The sequence below is a fragment of the Hymenobacter frigidus genome (assembly GCF_014640435.1).
Classification (GTDB): domain Bacteria; phylum Bacteroidota; class Bacteroidia; order Cytophagales; family Hymenobacteraceae; genus Hymenobacter; species Hymenobacter frigidus.
Map to the genome: position 1 here is coordinate 54755 of NZ_BMGY01000023.1, position 17395 is coordinate 72149.

Genomic DNA, 17395 nt, shown 5'->3' on the forward strand with positions numbered 1-17395 from the left:
ACCGCCCCGGCAACGCCTACTTCGCGCCCCATCGGTTACTTTTGTCCAACTTTTGTCAACTACACAACTTGTTTTCGCATGAATTATTTACGTCTCACGGCCTTCCTGCTGCTCCTGTTGCCCGGCCTGGCTGCCAGTGCCCAATCAAAGAAAAAAAGCGGCGGCAGTAGCAGCGGCAGTGGTTCGGGCTACAGCACGGGCATTGGCCTGCGCGGCGGGGGCTACTCCTCAGGCCTTACCATCAAGCACTTTCTGAGCGGCAAAAACGGGGTGGCCATTGAGGGTCTGCTCACCACGGAGTACAAAGCCCGCGGTGCCCGCCTCACTATTCTCGGCGAGAAGCACATTGGCGTTCCTGATGCCAAGGGCCTGCAGTTTTACTACGGCGCGGGCTTCCACGCCGGGGCCTACCAGGGCCGCTACTACTTCGCCGACGACCGGTTTTACTACAAGGGCCGCGACGGCGACAAGTACTTCGTGAAGAACAACCGGAACGGCTATTTCTACGACGAAGCCACCTACATTGCCTTCGGTGCCGACCTCATCCTGGGCCTCGAATACAAGCTGCCCGACCTGCCCTTCGTGGTAGGCGTCGACTACAAGCCCTTCTTCGAGGTGTATAACGGCTACAATGGCTTCTACAACGACGCCGCCGTAAGCCTGCGCTACACCTTCTAGCCGCGCCCCACGCCCGGCTCTCAAGGCCCCGTCAGCTACTGACGGGGCCTTTCGTTTTTTAATTAAATAGCTGAATGGGCTGGGCTTGTCCCCGCCCATCTTTCTCACCGCATCAACGATTTCAGTTCAACGACGGGCGGGGACAAGCCCCGCACCCTACCACATCCAGCGCGCCGTGGGCGGCATCAAGTACGTCGGCTTCCGCGACCCCGACGGCAATACCTGGACGTTGCCGAAAATCACGCCCTGCCCTAGTCGCGGGTGAGTTCCAGCTCGGGGCGCTCGGGGCGTTGCAGGGGCACGTTTTCCACGTTGTAGGTGCTGTTATCGAGGCCGTAGCTTTCCTGGCTCGACACGCCCAACCACTGCAGCCAGCTGTGCAGGCGCAGGGCCACGCGCTTCCAACCGTGCAGCAGGTATTCGTAGGGCAAGGTTTTATTGATAAGCACGAACTGGAAGTCGCCCGCGATGTCCTGGTCGCGCAGCGAGGTGTAGCGCGAGGTGATGTCAATTTCCTGATTCTGCACCAAGTCCGTCACTACCTGCCGGAACATGTAGTTAATGGCGTGGTCGATGCGAAAACCCAGGCGGAAATCAATACGCACCAGCTCCTGCGGCACCACGTGCTCCAAGTGGTAGGTGCCCACAATGAGCCAGCGCAATACCGGGTTGGTGCGTTGCTGGCGCAGGTAGTAGGCCAGCAGCAGCTTGGTCATGAGCATGGTGATGGTGACGGCCAGGCCGAAGGCCGCTTCCATCTTGTCCAACTCGCGGAAGTACAGCATTACCCCGATGCAGCCTGCGCACAGCAGCCAGTTGAGCGAGGGCACGTAGCTCTGCCCGCGCAATTCGGTGGGGCACGAAATACGCACCTTGGGCCAGAAATTCAGCCGCAGCACCGCCGAGATGGTGCCCAGCACCACTTCCTCGGTCACGGGCCGGTAGGCAAATACGCCCCGCACGGTGTAGAGCGGCGAGGTACCAATGTCGCCGTACACGATGCCCAGGGCAATGAGGGTGCCGGCCGTGGTGGCTCGGGAGTGCATATCGGAATGGGCAGTGGCGCCAGCGGCAGTGGGCAAAGTAGCGGTGAGTGATTGCTGAGCGGTATTCAAGCGGAGGTATTGCGGTTGAAAGCGAAGAACTTCAACCCTATTTGCTGCGGCCGCGCTGCAAGCGGGCAGCCAGCGGCCCGATGGTCAGGCCCTGCCCCAAGATAGAGAATACCACCACCACGTAGGTAATGCCCACCAGCAGCTCGCGCGGCATCGACGGCGGCAGGCTCAGGGCCAGGGCCACCGAGATACCGCCGCGCAGCCCGCCCCAGGTGAGCACGGCCAGGTTGAATTCCGAAAACTCGCGCCGCCCCCGCAGGAAGCTCAGCGGAATGCTCACCGACACCAGCCGGGCCACCAGCACCACGCCCACCGCCACCAGCCCGATGCCGATGTACTGCCCCTTGATGCGCAGCACCAGCATTTCGAGGCCCATGAGCGCGAACAGCAGGGCGTTCAGCACCGAGTCAATCAGCTCCCAGAACTTGTCGACGTAATCCTCCGTGACTTCCGACATGGCGTGCCGGCCCTGCTGGCTACCCACAATGAGGCCGGCCACCACCATGGCCAGCGGCCCGGACGTGTGCAGCCGCGCCGCCAGCGCCGAGCCGCCCATGACCAGGGCCAGCGTGAGCAGCACCTCGATGCGGTAGTCGTCCACGTTGCGCAGCAGCCAGAACACTCCAAAGCCCAGCACGCCGCCCAACGCCAGCCCGCCCACGCCCTCGCGTAGCAGCAGCAGCAGCACCTGGCTGGCGTCCACGGTGTCGGCCCCGGAAGCGGCCACCGACAGCACCGTGGCAAACAGCACCACGCCCACGCCGTCGTTGAACAGCGACTCGCCCACAATATTGGTTTCCAGTGCCTTGGGCAATCCGGCGTTCGTCAGAATACCGAGCACGGCCACCGGGTCGGTGGGCGAAATAAGGGTACCGAACAGCAGGCAATAGATAAAATCCAACGGCATGCCGAACAGCGGTAGCAACAGGTAGAGGCAGCAGGACACCATGATGGTCGAAATCACGGTGCCCACCGTGGCCAGCAGCAGCACCGGCACCCGCTGCCGCCCCAGGCTGCGCGTGTCGAGCTGCATGGCCCCGGCAAAGAGCAAAAAGCTGAGCATGTACTGCATCAGCACGGTGTGGAAGTCGATGGTACGCACCAGCTCAGCCACCCGCAGCACCGCGGGCACGCCCAGCCGCCCCAGCCCCACCAAGCCCAGCGACGAAAGCAGCGTGAGGGTCATCAGCCCAATGGTGGGCGGCAGCCGCAAAAAGCGGTGGTTGACGTAGGCGAACAGCGCCGCTACCACCAGCAGCAGCGAAAGGGTTGAGTATAACTCCATAGAAATAAGTTGGCCCGATTTGCAGCGGTTTCCCGTATCGGCTGCAGCGTGGACTCGCAGCGTCCACGCTGCAGCCGATACGTGCACCGTTCCTGAAACGACCTTAGCCGCAGGGCTTGGAGCTAGCGGCGCTTCGCGCTTCTGTTCGGACTGCAGGACACAAGTGCATCCTACAAAACTACCGGCAAAGTGAAGCAAAACGTGCTGCCGCTGCCCAATTCACTTTCCACCCACAGCCGACCGCCCTGCGTGGTGATGAACTCGCGGGCAATGCTTAGGCCCAGGCCCGAGCCGCCCCGGTAGCCGGCCTTGTCGGGAAGTTGGGCGAAGCGCTGGAAGATTTTCTCGTGGTACTCACCCGCGATGCCCGGGCCGCGGTCCTGCACGCTTACCTGCACGAAGGTGCCGGCCACGGCGGCACGCACGGTGAGGGCCGCGCCCACGGGCGAGTAGCGGATGGCGTTGGCCAGCAGGTTGATAAGCACCCAGGTAGTTTTTTCCACGTCGGCCCGCACCTCGGGCAGATTGGCGGGCAGCTGCGGGTCGAGGTGCAGGTTTTTGTCGTCGAGCTGGGCCTGCACGGTGGCGGTGGCGTAGGCCACCACGTCGGCCAGGCTGGTGGGGCGCACGTCGAGGTGGATGCCCGCGCCCGCGTCGAGGCGCGACACGTCGAGCAGCTCGGCCACCATGCGCTGCAGGCGCTGGGTTTCCTGGCGGATGTAGCCGGTGATGCGCTGGCGCTCGTCGGCGGGCAGGCGCTCGTCCTGCAGCAGCTTGGTGTTGAGGTTGATGCTGGAAAGCGGCGTTTTCAGCTCGTGCGACACCGTGGCCAGGAAGTTGGACTTCACCTGGTCGAGCTTCTTGTAGTCCGACACGTTGCGCAGGGTCAGGATTTGACCCACGAATTCGTTCTTGTTCAAGGCCTCGTTGAACGACACCAGCTCCTGCACCGCCAGGCGGTAGAACGCCTCTTCGCCGCGCTGGGCAATGCGCAGCAGCGGGGCGTCGGCCACGGCCTGGTCGCGGCGGGCCGCGTCCACTTCCAGCGGGGTCAGGATTTCGCGGAACAAATCGTTGTCCAGGGCCACGTCGGCGGCCGGCCGGCCCACCAGCCGCTCGGTCTTCATGCCCAGCAGGTGACAGGCCACCGGGTTGGCGAGGATAACGTAGCGGTTCTCGTCCAGCAGCAGCAGGCCCTCGTCGAGGCCGCTCACGATGCTGGCGGCGCGGTTGCGTTCGGTGATGAACTCAGCCAGCGTCGAGCTGCGGTACTCCTGCAGCTGCACCAGCATGCGGTTGAAAGCCCGGGCCACGCGCCCAAACTCGCTGTTGTTCTCCACCGGAATGGTGGCCGTGAAGTCGCTGTCGGTGGCGTGCTCCAGGCTCTGGGTAAGCTTGCGCAGCGGCCCCACGGCGGCTTCGGGCACGCTCAGCACAAACATCAGCCCCAGCAGCAGGCTGATGACGATGAAGGTGAGCAGGTAGCGGCCGGACTCAATGGCGCGCTGGTTGGCCAGCTCGTTTTTGCGGGTGAGGGCCGCGGTGTTCAGGGCCACCATGCGGTAGGTTTGCTGGCGCAGCAGGGCCAGTTTGGGGGTGCGGGCCTCGGCCGTGGCCCCGGCATCGAGCAGGCGCTGGAAATCGGCCTGATTCTGCGTCAGGCTGTCCACCACTTCTTTTTCGCCCGCCTCGGTGATGTTGCCGGCTTCGCGGGTAAGGCTCTGGCGGAAACGCGGCAGGCCGGTGGGCGCGTTGGGCGCGGCCTCCACCTGGTCCAGCGCCTGCAGCATTTGCTGGCCCAGCTGCACCGAGTAAAAGTTGTCCTTGAGCACGTTGCGCGAGCTCAGGTCGAGCCGGTGCACGGTGTAGTAAGCGTAGCCGCCAATGGCAAGCAGCAGCGCCAGCATCGCCAGGAAGCCGAGGGTAATGAGGGTCTTGAGGTTCATGGCGGGTAGTTTGCGGGTGGAGCAGTTTTTTATTCTGAATGTCATGCTCATCTGGCGTCCGCGTAGTCGAAGCATCTCGCTCGCATTAGCCTCACGATTGAATTACTGCTGCGAACGAGATGCTTCGACTACGCGGACGCCAGATGAGCATGACGTTCAAATCAGATATTGTGCAGGCGGTTGAAAGTCAATAACTAACTAGATACACGTCCAGGTCACCGCCGTCGCGAGCCACGGCGCGGAACAGGTCGTTGGTCACGCCGCGGCGGGAAATCTGTTCCCAAAGGCCCTTTTCGCCCGTGATGCCGCACACGAGGAGCGTGGCACTCTTCTCCTGCGCCACCCGCCGGATGGCCCCCACAATGTCGTCGTCCTTCACCCGCAGAATTTGCGCGCCCAGCTCGGTGGCCAGCTGTAAATTGTTCAACAAGTGGCGCTGGGTGGCCAGGCCGATGCGGTCGGCGGCTTCGCGGCCGGTCTGGATGTAGAGCACGTACCAGACAGCGGCCGCGAGCCGGTCGGCCAGGCGCGAGGTCTTGCGGATGATTTCCTTGGCGGCCTTGTCGTTGGAGTTGATGCAGGCCAGCAGGCGGTCATCGTTGCGGCGGGCAGCCGACACGGCGGGGGCGCCGCCCCCATCCGACTCAATTTTCCGGCCCAGCAGCTGGGCCACCTCCCGCACCGCCAGCCGCCGCAACTGCAACAGATTTTCGGCCTGAAAAAAGTTGGCCAGCGCGGTGGGCACCTTGGCCGCAGCGTAGATTTTGCCTTCCTCGAGGCGGCCGCGCAGCTCGCCCACGGTCAGGTCCACGTTCACCACTTCATCGGCCAGCTTCAGCAGCTGGTCCGGAATGCGCTCGGTCACGTCGGTACCCGTGATTTTGAGGACCTGCTCGTGCAGGCTTTCCAGGTGCTGCACGTTCACGGCCGTTATCACCGAAATGCCCTGGCCGACGAGGTACTCCACGTCCTGCCAGCGCTTTTCGTGGCGCGAGCCGGGCACGTTGGAGTGGGCCAGCTCGTCCACTATCACCACCTGCGGGCGGCGCTGCAAAATGCCTTCCACGTCCATTTCCTCCAGCGAGCGGCCCTTGTAGAAAATGTGCTTGCGGGGCAGCGCCGGCACGTCGCGCAATTCGGCCACGGTGCCGGCCCGGCCGTGGGTTTCGATGTAGCCGATGAGCACGTTCACGCCGTGCTGGTGCAGGTCGTGGGCTTCCTGCAGCATGCGGTAGGTCTTGCCCACGCCGGCGGCCAGCCCCAGGTAAATCTTGAGCGTGCCGCGTCGCTTGGCCTGCACCAAGCGCAGAAACCGCTCGGCGGAAGTGTCGCGCTGGTCTTGCTCGGCGGGGTTCATGGGGCGCGGGAGTGAGTAGGGTCCTGATTAACTCTTGGTCGTCATGCTCATCTGGCGTCCGCGCAGTCGAAACAGCTCTACTGCTTCGCCCTCACGATTGGTTTGCTGCTGCACGCGAGATGCCCCGGCTGCGCTCGGCATGACTGCTTTTTTGCTCTGCACTGTCAACACTAAAACGAAATGGCGACGCTCGACGTCAGGTTGCCGTAGCTGTTGTTACCGGGGTTGTCGGGGCGGGCGAAAATGCCGTTTTTACCATTCAAATAGCGGCCTTCTACCCGGAACACCACGTTGCGGGCCGGGGCGTAGTCCACGTTCAGCGAGCCGCCCGCCACGCGGAAATCGGCGTCCGTGGCCACCGGCTTGATGCTGTTGATAATCATGCCCCGCTCGGCGTAGTAATATTCGCCGCGCAGGGTGGTGCTGAACTGCTCAGCCAGCTTGTACTTCACAAATGCTGCGCCGGTGTGCCAGGTGTCGTGCCCGTTGTTCGCTTCATTCTGCTGCTTGCCCACGTCGAACACCAGGGCCAGGCTGAGGCGGTCGGTGGTGGCGTGGGAGATGTAGAAATCGTGGAAGTAGCGCCGGCGCCGGGCCGCGTCGGTGGGCTGCTCGTTACCGTAAAACGTGCTGCTGTTGATAAGCAGCTTGTCCGACGGCTTCCACTGAATCTGGGTACCCAGGGCCTTGGCCTGGTTGGTTTCGCGGATGTTCTGCCAGCCGTTCAGCACCAAGCCGGCCAGGGTCAGCTTCGGGCCCACTTCGTAGGTGAAGCGCGCGCCGGACTCGTAGTAAGGCGAATTCTCGGCCATCAGCGAGCGGGTCAGCGTCCAGTTATCCTTCGATATAGCCGACTCGAACCCGATGTGCGAGCCGAAAATACCCAGGTCCAGCCACGCTTTCTCGAAGGGCCGGAAGCCGGCGTAAGCCTCGTACACGTTCTTGAGCACCGGGTCCTCGGCAGCGTAGTTGGCGCTCACATAGGTACCCGCGTGCAGGCCCAGGGCCCCGCGCACCTTGCCGTCGTCGTAGCGCACCCCGATGACGGCCTGGTTCACGGCAAACTCGTTTTGGCGGTTGTGGGAGTAGAGAAACGGCTGCCGGTTGTTGCCGTTAGCGTATTTGATGTCGTAGCCGTAGTAGCCGTCCACGTAGCCGTAGTACGTCAGCGGGCTGGGCGTGGCCTGCACGGGCGCGGCCGGGGGCGGCACTGCCAGGGCGGGGTTGGAGGTAGTGGGGGTAGTTTGGGCCAGGGCCACGGCCGTGGTCAGGGTGAAGCCCAACGTGAGCAGGTTTTTCATGGAAGGAGTAAAAGCGCGGGTGTCGAATGGCCAAGCCAAAACCTGATTAGGTATTCGACAACTCAAAGATTGGGAAAAGAAACGTCAGAAACTGAGCAGCGGCAGTGGCGGCGGCTTTTTCGGCAAAGCCAATGCATTGCGACAGAGTCGATGGCCTTCCTAAGAAAGTCAACGCTACCGCCGGGCTGGTGCCAGCGCGTCCAGCGCCAGGTTCAGCCGGAGCACGTTCACGCGGTCCGGTCCCACGGGGTTGGTTTCGATTTGCTGCTGCACCAGCGCCTGCACGCGGGCAGTATCCAGCTGGCGGGCGCGGGCCACGCGGGCCACCTGCACCAGCGCGCCCTGCGGCGAGAGATGCGGGTCGAGGCCCGAGCCGCTGGCGGTGATGAGCTCAGCGGGCACGTCGGCCGCCTGCACCCCAGGATTTTGCCGCAGGAAAGTATCCAATCGGGCTTTCACCACGGCCAGGTATTCGGGGTTGCTTGGGCCTTTGTTAGAACCGCTGGAAGCATCGGCGTGGTAGTCGGCGGCCGAGGGGCGGGAGTTGAAATACTCGGGGCGGTCAAATTTCTGGCCCACGTTGGCGAAGCCGACCACGCGGCCGCCCCGGGAAATCTGCACGCCCTGGCCCTGGCCGGGGGCTAGTTGCGCAACGGCCCACACCAGGGCCGGGTACAGCACGCAGCACAGCACCAGCATGGCCAAGGTGAGGCGAAGAGCGGAAAAGAGTTGGGTTTTCATGGTTGATGTTATTTTTTCGAACCGTCATGCCGAGCGTAGCCGAGGCATCTCGCTAGGGGCAGTAATTCAATCGTGAGGTCAATGCGAGCGAGATGCCTCGACTACGCTCGGCATGACGGTCTTTTTGCTGTTTATTTATCGCCGTTCTATAAAAACACACCGACAATCAGGTCAAGAACTTTAATCCCGATAAAGGGCACTATCACCCCGCCGAGGCCATAAATCAGCAGGTTGCGGCGCAGCAGCGCCGAGGCCCCGATGGGCGTGTAGGCCACGCCTTTCAGCGCCAGCGGCACCAGGGCCGGGATGATGAGGGCGTTGAAAATCACGGCCGAGAGAATGGCCGACTGCGGCGACTTCAGCCCCATCACATTGAGCGCGCCCAAGGCCGGAATGGCCACCATGAACAGCGCCGGCACAATGGCGAAGTACTTGGCCACGTCGTTGGCGATGGAGAAGGTGGTGAGCGTGCCGCGCGTCATGAGCAGCTGCTTGCCAATTTCCACGATTTCAATCAGCTTGGTGGGGTCGTTATCGAGGTCCACCATGTTGCCGGCTTCCTTGGCGGCCTGGGTGCCCGAGTTCATGGCCACACCCACGTCGGCCTGGGCCAGGGCGGGCGCGTCGTTGGTGCCGTCGCCCATCATGGCCACCAGCTTGCCCAGCTGCTGCTCGGCGCGGATGTACTGCATCTTGTCCTCGGGCTTGGCCTCGGCAATGAAGTCGTCCACGCCGGCTTTTTCGGCGATGAACTTGGCCGTGAGCGGATTGTCGCCGGTCACCATCACGGTTTTGATGCCCATTTTGCGCAGGCGCTCAAACCGCTCCTGAATGCCGGGCTTGATGATGTCCTGCAATTCCACCACGCCCAGCACCCGGTCGTTTTCGCTCACCACCAGCGGCGTGCCGCCGTTGCTGGCCACGGCGCGCACGCGGTCGGCCACGTCGTTGTGATACACTTGGCCGGCGGCTTCGGCCAGCTTGCGGATGGCATCGGCGGCGCCCTTGCGGATGCGGGTGCCGTCGCCCAGCGTCACGCCCGAGGACCGGGTTTCGGCGGTGAACTTGATGAGCTCGGCCCCATCCAGGCGGCTGCGCAGCTGCGCGGGTTCCACCTTGTTGTCGCGGGCCAGCTCCACAATGCTTTTGCCTTCGGGAGTTTCATCGGTTAGCGAACTGAGGGTGGCCCGCTCCACGAAGTCCAGCATGGCCACGCCGGGAGCGGGCCAGAAGTGGGTGGCCTTACGGTTGCCAATGGTGATGGTGCCGGTTTTATCCAGCAACAGTACGTCGATGTCGCCGGCCGTTTCCACGGCTTTGCCGCTCTTGGTGATGACGTTGGCGCGCAGGGCGCGGTCCATGCCGGCAATGCCGATGGCCGAGAGCAGCCCGCCAATCGTGGTCGGAATCAGGCACACAAACAGCGCGATAAACGAGGCCACCGCAATGGGCGTTTTCGAGTATTCGGCAAACGGGGCCAGCGTCACGCACACAATCACGAACACCAGCGTAAACCCGGCCAGCAGGATGGTGAGGGCAATTTCGTTGGGCGTTTTCTGCCGCGACGCGCCTTCCACCAGCGCAATCATCTTGTCGAGAAACGACTCGCCGGGTGCGGTGGTCACCTGCACCACAATGCGGTCGGAAAGCACTACGGTGCCACCCGTGACGCTGGATTTGTCGCCGCCCGCTTCCCGAATCACCGGGGCCGACTCGCCGGTAATGGCCGATTCGTCGATGGTAGCGAGGCCTTCGATAATCTCGCCGTCGGTGGGAATAATCTCGCCGGCCTCGACCACGAACACCTGGCCTTTTTGCAGCTGGGCCGAGCTAACGGCCTGCATGGTACCGTCGGGCTGCCGCACGTTGGCGGGCGTGTCCTGGCGCGTTTTACGGAGGGAGTCAGCCTTGGCCTTGCCCCGCGCCTCGGCGATGGCCTCGGCGAAGTTGGCGAACAGCAGCGTCAGGAACAGCACGACGAACACCGTGAAGTTGTAGCCGAAGCTGCCCTGCGCCGCATCGGGCTTGATGAGCAGGCCGATGGTGACGAAGAACATGACCACGGTGCCGATTTCCACGGTGAACATCACCGGGTTGCGGAACATGGTGCGCGGGTTGAGCTTGACGAAGGCCTGGCCGACGGCTTCGCGAACCAGCGCGGCTTGAAACAAGGATTGGGATTGAGTTGCCATTATTCGGGGGAACCTCACCCCCCGGCCCCCTCTCCAAAAAAGAGGGGGAGCCACGGCGGGGCGGGTTTTGAAGGCGTTGAAGGCGGGAAAAAGTCGTCTGGCACCCCTCTCTTTTGGAGAGGGGCCGGGGGTGAGGTTCTGCGGGGTGGGGTTAGTACAGGGTGAAATGCTCGGCCAGCGGCCCCAGTGCCAGGGCCGGGAAGAACGCCAGCGCGGCAATAATCCAAATCACGAAAAAGACCATCACGCCAAACGTGGCGGTGTCGACGCGCAGGGTGCCGGCGCTTTCGGGGATGTACTTTTTGCGGGCCAATAAGCCTGCTATGGCCACCGGTCCGATGATGGGCAGGTAGCGCGAAAGCAGCATCACGATGCCCGTGCTGATGTTCCACCAGGGCGTGTTATCGCCGAGGCCCTCGAAACCCGAGCCGTTGTTGGCGGCCGAGGAGGTGAACTCATACAGCATCTCGCTGAAGCCGTGGTAGCCGGGGTTGGCCAGCCAGCCGGCGTATTCGGTGGGGTTGCCGGCGTAGAGATGGGCCGACATGGCAGTACCCGTCAGTATTAGCAGCGGGTGCAGCAGGGCCACGATGATGGCGATTTTCATCTCGCGGGCCTCGATTTTCTTACCCAGCAGTTCCGGGGTTCGGCCCACCATCAGCCCCGAGATGAACACGGCGATGATGACGAACACGAAGAAGTTGAGAAAGCCCACGCCCACGCCGCCATAAAAGGCGTTGGTCATCATGCCCAGCAGCTCGGTCATGCCCGAGATGGGCATGTGCGAATCGTGCATGGAATTGACCGAACCGCAGGAAATAACGGTATTAGTGATGCCCCAGTAGGCCGAGGCCGCCGCGCCGAAGCGGATTTCCTTGCCCTCCATCGCGCCCAGGCGCTGGTCGGCGCCCATTTGGGCAATGGCGGGGTTGCCGTGCGTTTCGTAGTACACGGCCGGCCCCAGCAGCACCAGGAAGCCCAGCGTCATCACCCCAAACACCATGTAGGAGAGTTTCGGGCGCTTGAGGTAGTAGCCGAAGGCGAAGATGAGGGCCAGCGGAATGAGCATCAGCGCCACGTTTTCGACTGCGTTGGTGAGGTAGGTGGGGTTTTCGAGCGGGTGCGCCGAGTTGGCGCCGAAGTAGCCGCCGCCGTTGGTGCCCAACTCTTTGATGGCCACCATGGCCGCGACCGGGCCCCGGCTCACGCTCACCGAATCGCCCTGTACCGTCACCAGTGGTACCTTGGCCTGAAACGTCATCGGCGTGCCCTGGAACACCAGCACCAGGGCCACGGCCAGCGAAATAGGCAGCAGCACGCGGGTGATGCTCTTCACGAAGTAGTTGTAGTAGTTGCCGAGCTTGTCGGCGGTGCCTTCGCGCAGGGCGTTGAACACCACCACGCAGACGGCCATGCCGGTAGCGGCCGTCACAAACTGCAGGAACATGATGCAGAATACCTGTGAGAAGTACGTCGCGCCCGATTCGCCCGAGTAGTGCTGCAGGTTGCAGTTCACCACAAACGAGATGGCCGTGTTGAACGCCTGGTCGGGGCTCATCGACGGGTTGCCGTCGGGGTTGAGCGGCAGGCTGCCCTGGGTGCACAGCACCAGCATGGCCCACCCAAACCAGGCGAGGTTGATGGTGAGCAGGGCCACCAAGTGCTGCTGCCAGGTCATGCCGCGGTTGGCATCGATGCCGCCGGCGCGGAACAGCAGGCGCTCGAGCGGGGCCAGAAAATCGGTCCAGCTCTTATCGCCGCGATAAATCGTGGCCAGGTAGCGGCCCAGCGGAATGGCCAATAGCACCGCGCTGCCGAAAATGAGCAGGATGCCGAAAAGGTCTTTATTCATGGTTGTTGGTTTCAGCAAAACGTCATGCTGAGCGCAGTCGAAGCATCTCTACCGCTTCGTTGCAACAGCACTGATTACTTGCGCAGTAGAGATGCTTCGACTGCGCGGACGCCAGATGAGCATGACGTGCTTTTAGTTAGAATTTCTCGGGTTTGAGCAGCACGTAGCATAGGTAGCCGAACGTGGCAACGGCGAGCAGAAGCAAGGCGAACATCATAGCAGCAAAGCAGCAAAGCGGAAAGCAGGCGTGAAATCAAATGCGGTCGAAGAAATCGACGGAGCGGTAAAAGAGCCAGAAGCCGGCCAGGCCGGCCGCGGTCAACAGCGGAATCATTAGGGCAGCACTCATTGGGAATCGATAAGGGGACGGTTGGTCTGGTGGTGGTTTGGCAGGTAGCAAGGAGCGGCCCCGACGTGAACCGTCGAGGATTTTTTTCAGGTTAACCCGCTATCTTTCAGTTGTAAATAATTTTACCCAAGGGTGTGCTACCGCCCGTGATGGCTGCCGAACCGTAGCGTTTCGCTAGGGCTGTGTGCATAATACTAGCTTGCTGGCCGGGTCGGCGGGCGGCAGTAGCGCGAACTTGTAGTTCGCGTCCCCGCGCCGATTAGACGACTTTAGAGCGGTTCCGAGGTTAGTGTATGTGTAGCGTGGACTCTGCGAGTCCGCGTGTCGGCCGGGCCGGGCGCGGACTCGCAGAGTCCACGCTACATCGCCCACGTACACGAACTTCGAAACTGCTTTAACGGCGCGGCGACACGAAGCGCCGATTCGCGCTACTGCCGATGCCGGAGCCTGGACTGCGCTAGTAGTTAGCGGTGCGACGAAGCCCTGCGGGCAATTCATCGTACCACTTCCTTTCCACCGGCCGGCGCGGCCGATTACAGCCCGTACTCCTGAATCTTGCGGTAGAGCGTGGTGTGGGCCACGCCCAGCACCCGGGCGGCCTCGGCCTTGTTGCCCCCGCTTTCCAGCAGGATGCGCTGCACGTGCTGTTTTTCCACGTTGCGCAACGTGCGCGGGTCATCAGAAACCGGGCTTTCGGGCGCGGCAGCCAGCTGGATTTCGATGGGCAAGTCCTCGGCGGCCAGCGGCTGGTTGGCCGGCGTGAGAATGGAGGCGCGCTCCAGCACGTTTTTCAGCTCGCGCACATTACCGGGCCAGCCATAGCTCTCCAGGGCGTGCAGGGCCTCGGGCGTGAGCACCAGCGGGCGCTGCCGGAGCTTGGCGGCGAAGTGCTGCACGAAGAACTGGGCCAGCGCGGGTACATCGGCCCGGCGCTCGCGCAGCGACGGCACCGGAATCACCACCACCGAGAGGCGGTAGTACAAATCGGCGCGAAAATGGCCTTGCTCGGCTTCCTGCTTGAGGCTGCGGTTGGTGGCGGCCACCACGCGCACGTTCACCCGCGTGGGGCGGCTGTCGCCGAGCTTGGTGAACTCCTGGGTTTCCAGGGCCCGCAGCAGCTTGGCCTGCGCCCCCGCTTCCAGCTCGCCGATTTCATCCAGAAACAACGTCCCGCCGCTGGCTTCTTCAAACAGCCCTTTCTTGTCGGTATTGGCCCCCGTGAAGGCCCCTTTGCGGTAGCCAAACAGCTCGGATTCGAGCAAATCTTTGGGAAACGCGCTGCAATTGAGCGCCACAAAGGGCTTGGTGCGGCGCGGGCTGCCGTAGTGAATGGCCTGGGCAAACAGCTCCTTGCCCGCGCCCGTAGGGCCTTCCAGCAGCACGGTGGCATCGGTGAGGGCCACTTGCTGGGCGGTTTTCTTGGCCTGCTCCAGGGCCGGCGCGTGCCCAATCATCGAGTCAAAGCTGTACTGGGTACCGACTTTCTTCTCCAAATCGGCCACGCGGCGCTGCAGGCGCGCTTTTTCGGCGGCGCGGTCCACCACCACCACCAGCTGCTCGTCGGCATCGCCCTTGGTGAGGTAGTCGAAAGCACCTTCCTTCATGGCCCGCACACCGTCAGCGATGGTGCCGAAAGCCGTCATCAGCACCACTTCGGCCAGGGGGGCCAGGGCTTTGTAGCGGGGCAGCAAGTCGAGGCCGCGGCCGTCGGGCAGCTTCACATCAGAGAGAATAACGAGGATTTCCGGGGCGTAGTCGCGCAGGAGCTCCAGGCCGCGGTGGGCATCGGGGGCCTGGCGCACGGTGTAGCCTTCCAGCTCCAAGGTGCGGGCCACGGCTTGGCGCAGCATGGTTTCGTCGTCGATGAGCAGAATGGTGCCGTTAGGCATGGGCGAAGCGGTAAGGGCGGCGTAATTGCCCACCGAAGGTACAGCCCGGGGCCAGACAGGCCTGGCACCCCGCCGTGCTGATGCGGGATGCCAGGCCTGCTAATTCAGTTTTCCTTTCAGCGCTTTGCGGCCAAGCCCAGGCGCTCCACGGTTTCACCTTCGAAGTCAAACTCAATCAGTACGGCGGGCTCCTCGCCCACTACCCAGCCGTCGTGGCCGGGCGCGATAGCCACCACCTGCGGGGCCACAAACTCCTCAATGGCCCCATCGGCATACTGAATATGAAACTCGCCACTGGCCAAAAAACCTACGTGGGCGTGCATGCACAGCGGCGTACCCACAATATCCTTCAGGTTTTTGGACCACCGAAAGCCGGGCGGGTACACCACGCGCTTGACGCGGGCATTACCGGTTTGCATCATATCAACTTGCACGCCACCGACTTCACGGTGCGTCGCGCCCTTTAGCGGGCCCAGGAGAGAGGAATTTTTCATTCCCTAACCTACGCATTTAAAGCTACTTTTTTGCTGCCGGGGCGGCCACTACCCGGGTGTTGGCGGGCAGCGGAATCTCGCGGGCGGTTTCAAACTTGCCGGCTTCGGGCGCGGTTTCTTCTACCCGGCGCTGCACGATGCGCAGGCGGTTGCCACCCACGCTCAGCACCGCCAAATCGGAACTGGTGCCGGTGGCGGGCGCGTAGCTGCGGAAGCCCATGAGCATGCCCACCGGGAAGTTGGCCGCCTTGGCCTTGGCAGCATCAACTACATCGGGCTTGCCCACGAATTTGCCCAGGTCGATGTCCTGCGGCTTGGAACCTTGCAGCAGCAGGTGGGCGCTGGTGCGGGGGTGTTTGGGGTCGTCGGGGTCCGGGGCGGACTTGAAGCTGAACGAGACTTTCATCGTTTCGGCATCCTTCAGGGCGGGTGCCGTGGCGGCCGGCGCGGTAGCTTCGACTTTAGCAGCTGGCGCGGCAACTACCGTATCGACAGGCACAGCGGTGGCGGGGGCAGCGGTTGTTTCGGGAGCGGCGGCCGTGGGGGTCGAGGTTTCGGGGGCCGTCTGGTTGCAGGCGGCCAGCAGCATGACTCCGCTCAGGGCTAGGTATAAAGGCTTCATACAGGATAAAAAAGGTCAGAACCCGGTCAGTTTGTAGCCGCAAGATTAAGCAAAATTGCGCGGCTAGCTTGCGGCCTCATCAGTAGGGAGTCGGCGCGTGGCCAGCAGTCCCAACAATGGCCCGGGCACCAACAGCAGAAACAGGTAGTGCGCCGCCAGGTGCCCTTGCAGCGCGGCAAAGCTTTGCAGGCTGACAATGGTGAGCGCGAAGCCCAGGCAGGTAACCAGCGTGAGGGCCGTACCCGTGGTGCCGGCCGGCGCCCGCTGCGCCACCAGCGCCGAAAACTGGGGCGAATCGGCGACCACGGCCATGCCCCAGACCAGCACGGCTCCCACAAAAGCCGGCCGTGGCAGCAGCAGCAGCAGCGGGCTGAGCAGGCAGCAGGCCCCGGATATGGCCAGCGCCACCCGGGCCGTGCGCAGGCTGCCCACCCGCCGGGCCAGGTAGCCGCCCGCCACGCAGGCCGGGGCCCCGGCCGCAATCAGCCCGAAGGCCCAGCCCGGACCGTAGGCCCCGGCGGCAGGGTGCAGCTGCGCGTGGGTGGCCAGCAGCAGCGGCACAAACGCCCAAAACGTGTAAAGCTCCCACATGTGCCCGAAGTAGCCCAGCGCCGCCTGCCGAAACGGCCGGTTGCCAAATACCGTCCACACCGCCGAGGCGTCGAGCCGGGCCGCGGGCCGCCGAAACGGGCCGTTGGGCACCCGCGCCCACAGCAGCAGGCCGCCCGCCAGCGCCAGGCCCGAGGTAGCCAGCACCACCGCCTGCCAGGCAAAGCCGGCGGCCAGCAGCCGCAGCAGATGGGGCAGCGCCGTGCCCAGCACTAGTGCGCCCACCAAGTAGCCAAGAGCGCGGCCCAGGCCGTTTTCATAATAATCAGCGGCGATTTTCATGCCCACCGGGTAGATGCCCGCCAGGCACAGGCCGGTACCGAAGCGCAGCCCCAGCACCAGCGCCGGCGTGGCCCCGGGCAGCAGCAGGGCCGCATTGGTGAAGCTACCGGCCACGGCACACAGCAAAAACAGCCGCGCCGGAGCCAGCCGGTCGGCCAGCCGAAGCAGGCCAAACACCAGCGTGCCCACAATAAACCCCAGCTGCACCGCCGACACCGCCGCGCCCAGCGTGAGGCCGCTCAGCCGGGCATCGCGCAGTAAATCGGGCAGCACGGCATTGCCGGCAAACCAAAGCGAGGTACAGGCAAACTGCGCAAAAACAATGGTGGGTAGCACCCCGCGCGGGCGTGGGCTGAGGAAAGGACTCAAAATTTCAGGAGCGGAAAGGGGCGAAAAGCAGCGTCAAACCTACGCCGAACGTGCCGGATGCCGGAGTAGCGCGAACTTTTAGTTCGCGTCCCCACGCCGTCAGGATAAGGCTTCCGCATCAAATCAATCGTGGATTTTGCCCGGCGCTTCAGCGCCGGGATTGGGACGGGCTATTCTTTTTCTGGGGCTTTAGCCCTTGCGCAACGTGAAAACGACCTGGGCTAAAGCTCCAAAAATTGGGCTGGTCCCTAGAGCGTGAGGACAATTACCTTTACTTTGGCAATCGTTTATAACGAAGAAATCATTTATGAGAA

General features: G+C 63.1%; 15 protein-coding genes. 2 read left to right on the forward strand and 13 right to left on the reverse strand.

What is annotated here, in order from left to right; translation table 11 throughout:
- Window positions 1-78: 78 nt before the first annotated feature.
- Together IEW17_RS12900 and IEW17_RS12905 are read left to right on the forward strand one after the other, a co-directional pair.
- Window positions 79-678: a hypothetical protein gene (locus tag IEW17_RS12900; RefSeq protein WP_188562460.1), complete on the forward strand. Its 600-nt coding sequence runs from the start codon at window positions 79-81 to the stop codon at window positions 676-678.
- Between the two features lie 85 nt (window positions 679-763).
- Window positions 764-943: a hypothetical protein gene (locus tag IEW17_RS12905; protein WP_188562461.1), complete on the forward strand. Its 180-nt coding sequence runs from the start codon at window positions 764-766 to the stop codon at window positions 941-943.
- Here IEW17_RS12905 and IEW17_RS12910 read toward each other — a convergent pair.
- The 13 genes from IEW17_RS12910 to IEW17_RS12970 form a co-directional block, all read right to left on the reverse strand.
- Window positions 930-1760, reverse strand: a complete 831-nt coding sequence (locus IEW17_RS12910; protein ID WP_188562462.1) for a KUP/HAK/KT family potassium transporter — start codon at window positions 1758-1760, stop codon at window positions 930-932. The two genes, IEW17_RS12905 and IEW17_RS12910, sit on opposite strands and share 14 nt — an antisense overlap.
- 70 nt (window positions 1761-1830) lie before the next feature.
- The gene (locus IEW17_RS12915; protein WP_188562463.1) at window positions 1831-3078 is read right to left on the reverse strand and encodes a cation:proton antiporter; all 1248 of its coding nucleotides are present in this window, start codon (window positions 3076-3078) and stop codon (window positions 1831-1833) included.
- Between the two features lie 170 nt (window positions 3079-3248).
- Complete coding sequence (locus tag IEW17_RS12920) at window positions 3249-5024, reverse strand: HAMP domain-containing sensor histidine kinase (protein ID WP_188562464.1); 1776 nt, start codon at window positions 5022-5024, stop codon at window positions 3249-3251.
- A gap of 187 nt (window positions 5025-5211) precedes the next feature.
- The gene (locus IEW17_RS12925; RefSeq protein ID WP_188562465.1) at window positions 5212-6381 is read right to left on the reverse strand and encodes a sensor protein KdpD; all 1170 of its coding nucleotides are present in this window, start codon (window positions 6379-6381) and stop codon (window positions 5212-5214) included.
- A gap of 170 nt (window positions 6382-6551) precedes the next feature.
- The gene (locus IEW17_RS12930; RefSeq protein WP_188562466.1) at window positions 6552-7682 is read right to left on the reverse strand and encodes a porin; all 1131 of its coding nucleotides are present in this window, start codon (window positions 7680-7682) and stop codon (window positions 6552-6554) included.
- Between the two features lie 174 nt (window positions 7683-7856).
- Window positions 7857-8423, reverse strand: coding sequence for a potassium-transporting ATPase subunit KdpC (gene kdpC, locus IEW17_RS12935; protein ID WP_188562467.1), 567 nt, complete (start codon window positions 8421-8423; stop codon window positions 7857-7859).
- A gap of 146 nt (window positions 8424-8569) precedes the next feature.
- A complete protein-coding gene (gene kdpB, locus IEW17_RS12940; RefSeq protein ID WP_229748986.1) occupies window positions 8570-10615 on the reverse strand; it encodes a potassium-transporting ATPase subunit KdpB in 2046 nt (681 codons plus the stop codon).
- 151 nt (window positions 10616-10766) lie between these two features.
- Window positions 10767-12467 (reverse strand): potassium-transporting ATPase subunit KdpA, encoded by a 1701-nt coding sequence (gene kdpA / locus IEW17_RS12945; protein WP_188562468.1) that lies wholly within the window; start codon window positions 12465-12467, stop codon window positions 10767-10769.
- 136 nt (window positions 12468-12603) lie between these two features.
- Entirely contained in the window at window positions 12604-12684 is an 81-nt protein-coding gene (gene kdpF, locus IEW17_RS21490; RefSeq protein ID WP_188562476.1) for a K(+)-transporting ATPase subunit F, read from the reverse strand.
- A gap of 665 nt (window positions 12685-13349) precedes the next feature.
- Window positions 13350-14705 (reverse strand): sigma-54-dependent transcriptional regulator, encoded by a 1356-nt coding sequence (locus tag IEW17_RS12955; RefSeq protein ID WP_188562469.1) that lies wholly within the window; start codon window positions 14703-14705, stop codon window positions 13350-13352.
- A 116-nt stretch (window positions 14706-14821) separates the two neighbouring features.
- Window positions 14822-15199: a cupin domain-containing protein gene (locus IEW17_RS12960; protein WP_188562470.1), complete on the reverse strand. Its 378-nt coding sequence runs from the start codon at window positions 15197-15199 to the stop codon at window positions 14822-14824.
- A gap of 22 nt (window positions 15200-15221) precedes the next feature.
- Window positions 15222-15821, reverse strand: a complete 600-nt coding sequence (locus tag IEW17_RS12965; protein ID WP_188562471.1) for a hypothetical protein — start codon at window positions 15819-15821, stop codon at window positions 15222-15224.
- Window positions 15822-15884: 63 nt separating this feature from the next.
- Window positions 15885-17081, reverse strand: coding sequence for an MFS transporter (locus IEW17_RS12970; protein WP_188562472.1), 1197 nt, complete (start codon window positions 17079-17081; stop codon window positions 15885-15887).
- Window positions 17082-17395 lie beyond the last annotated feature (314 nt).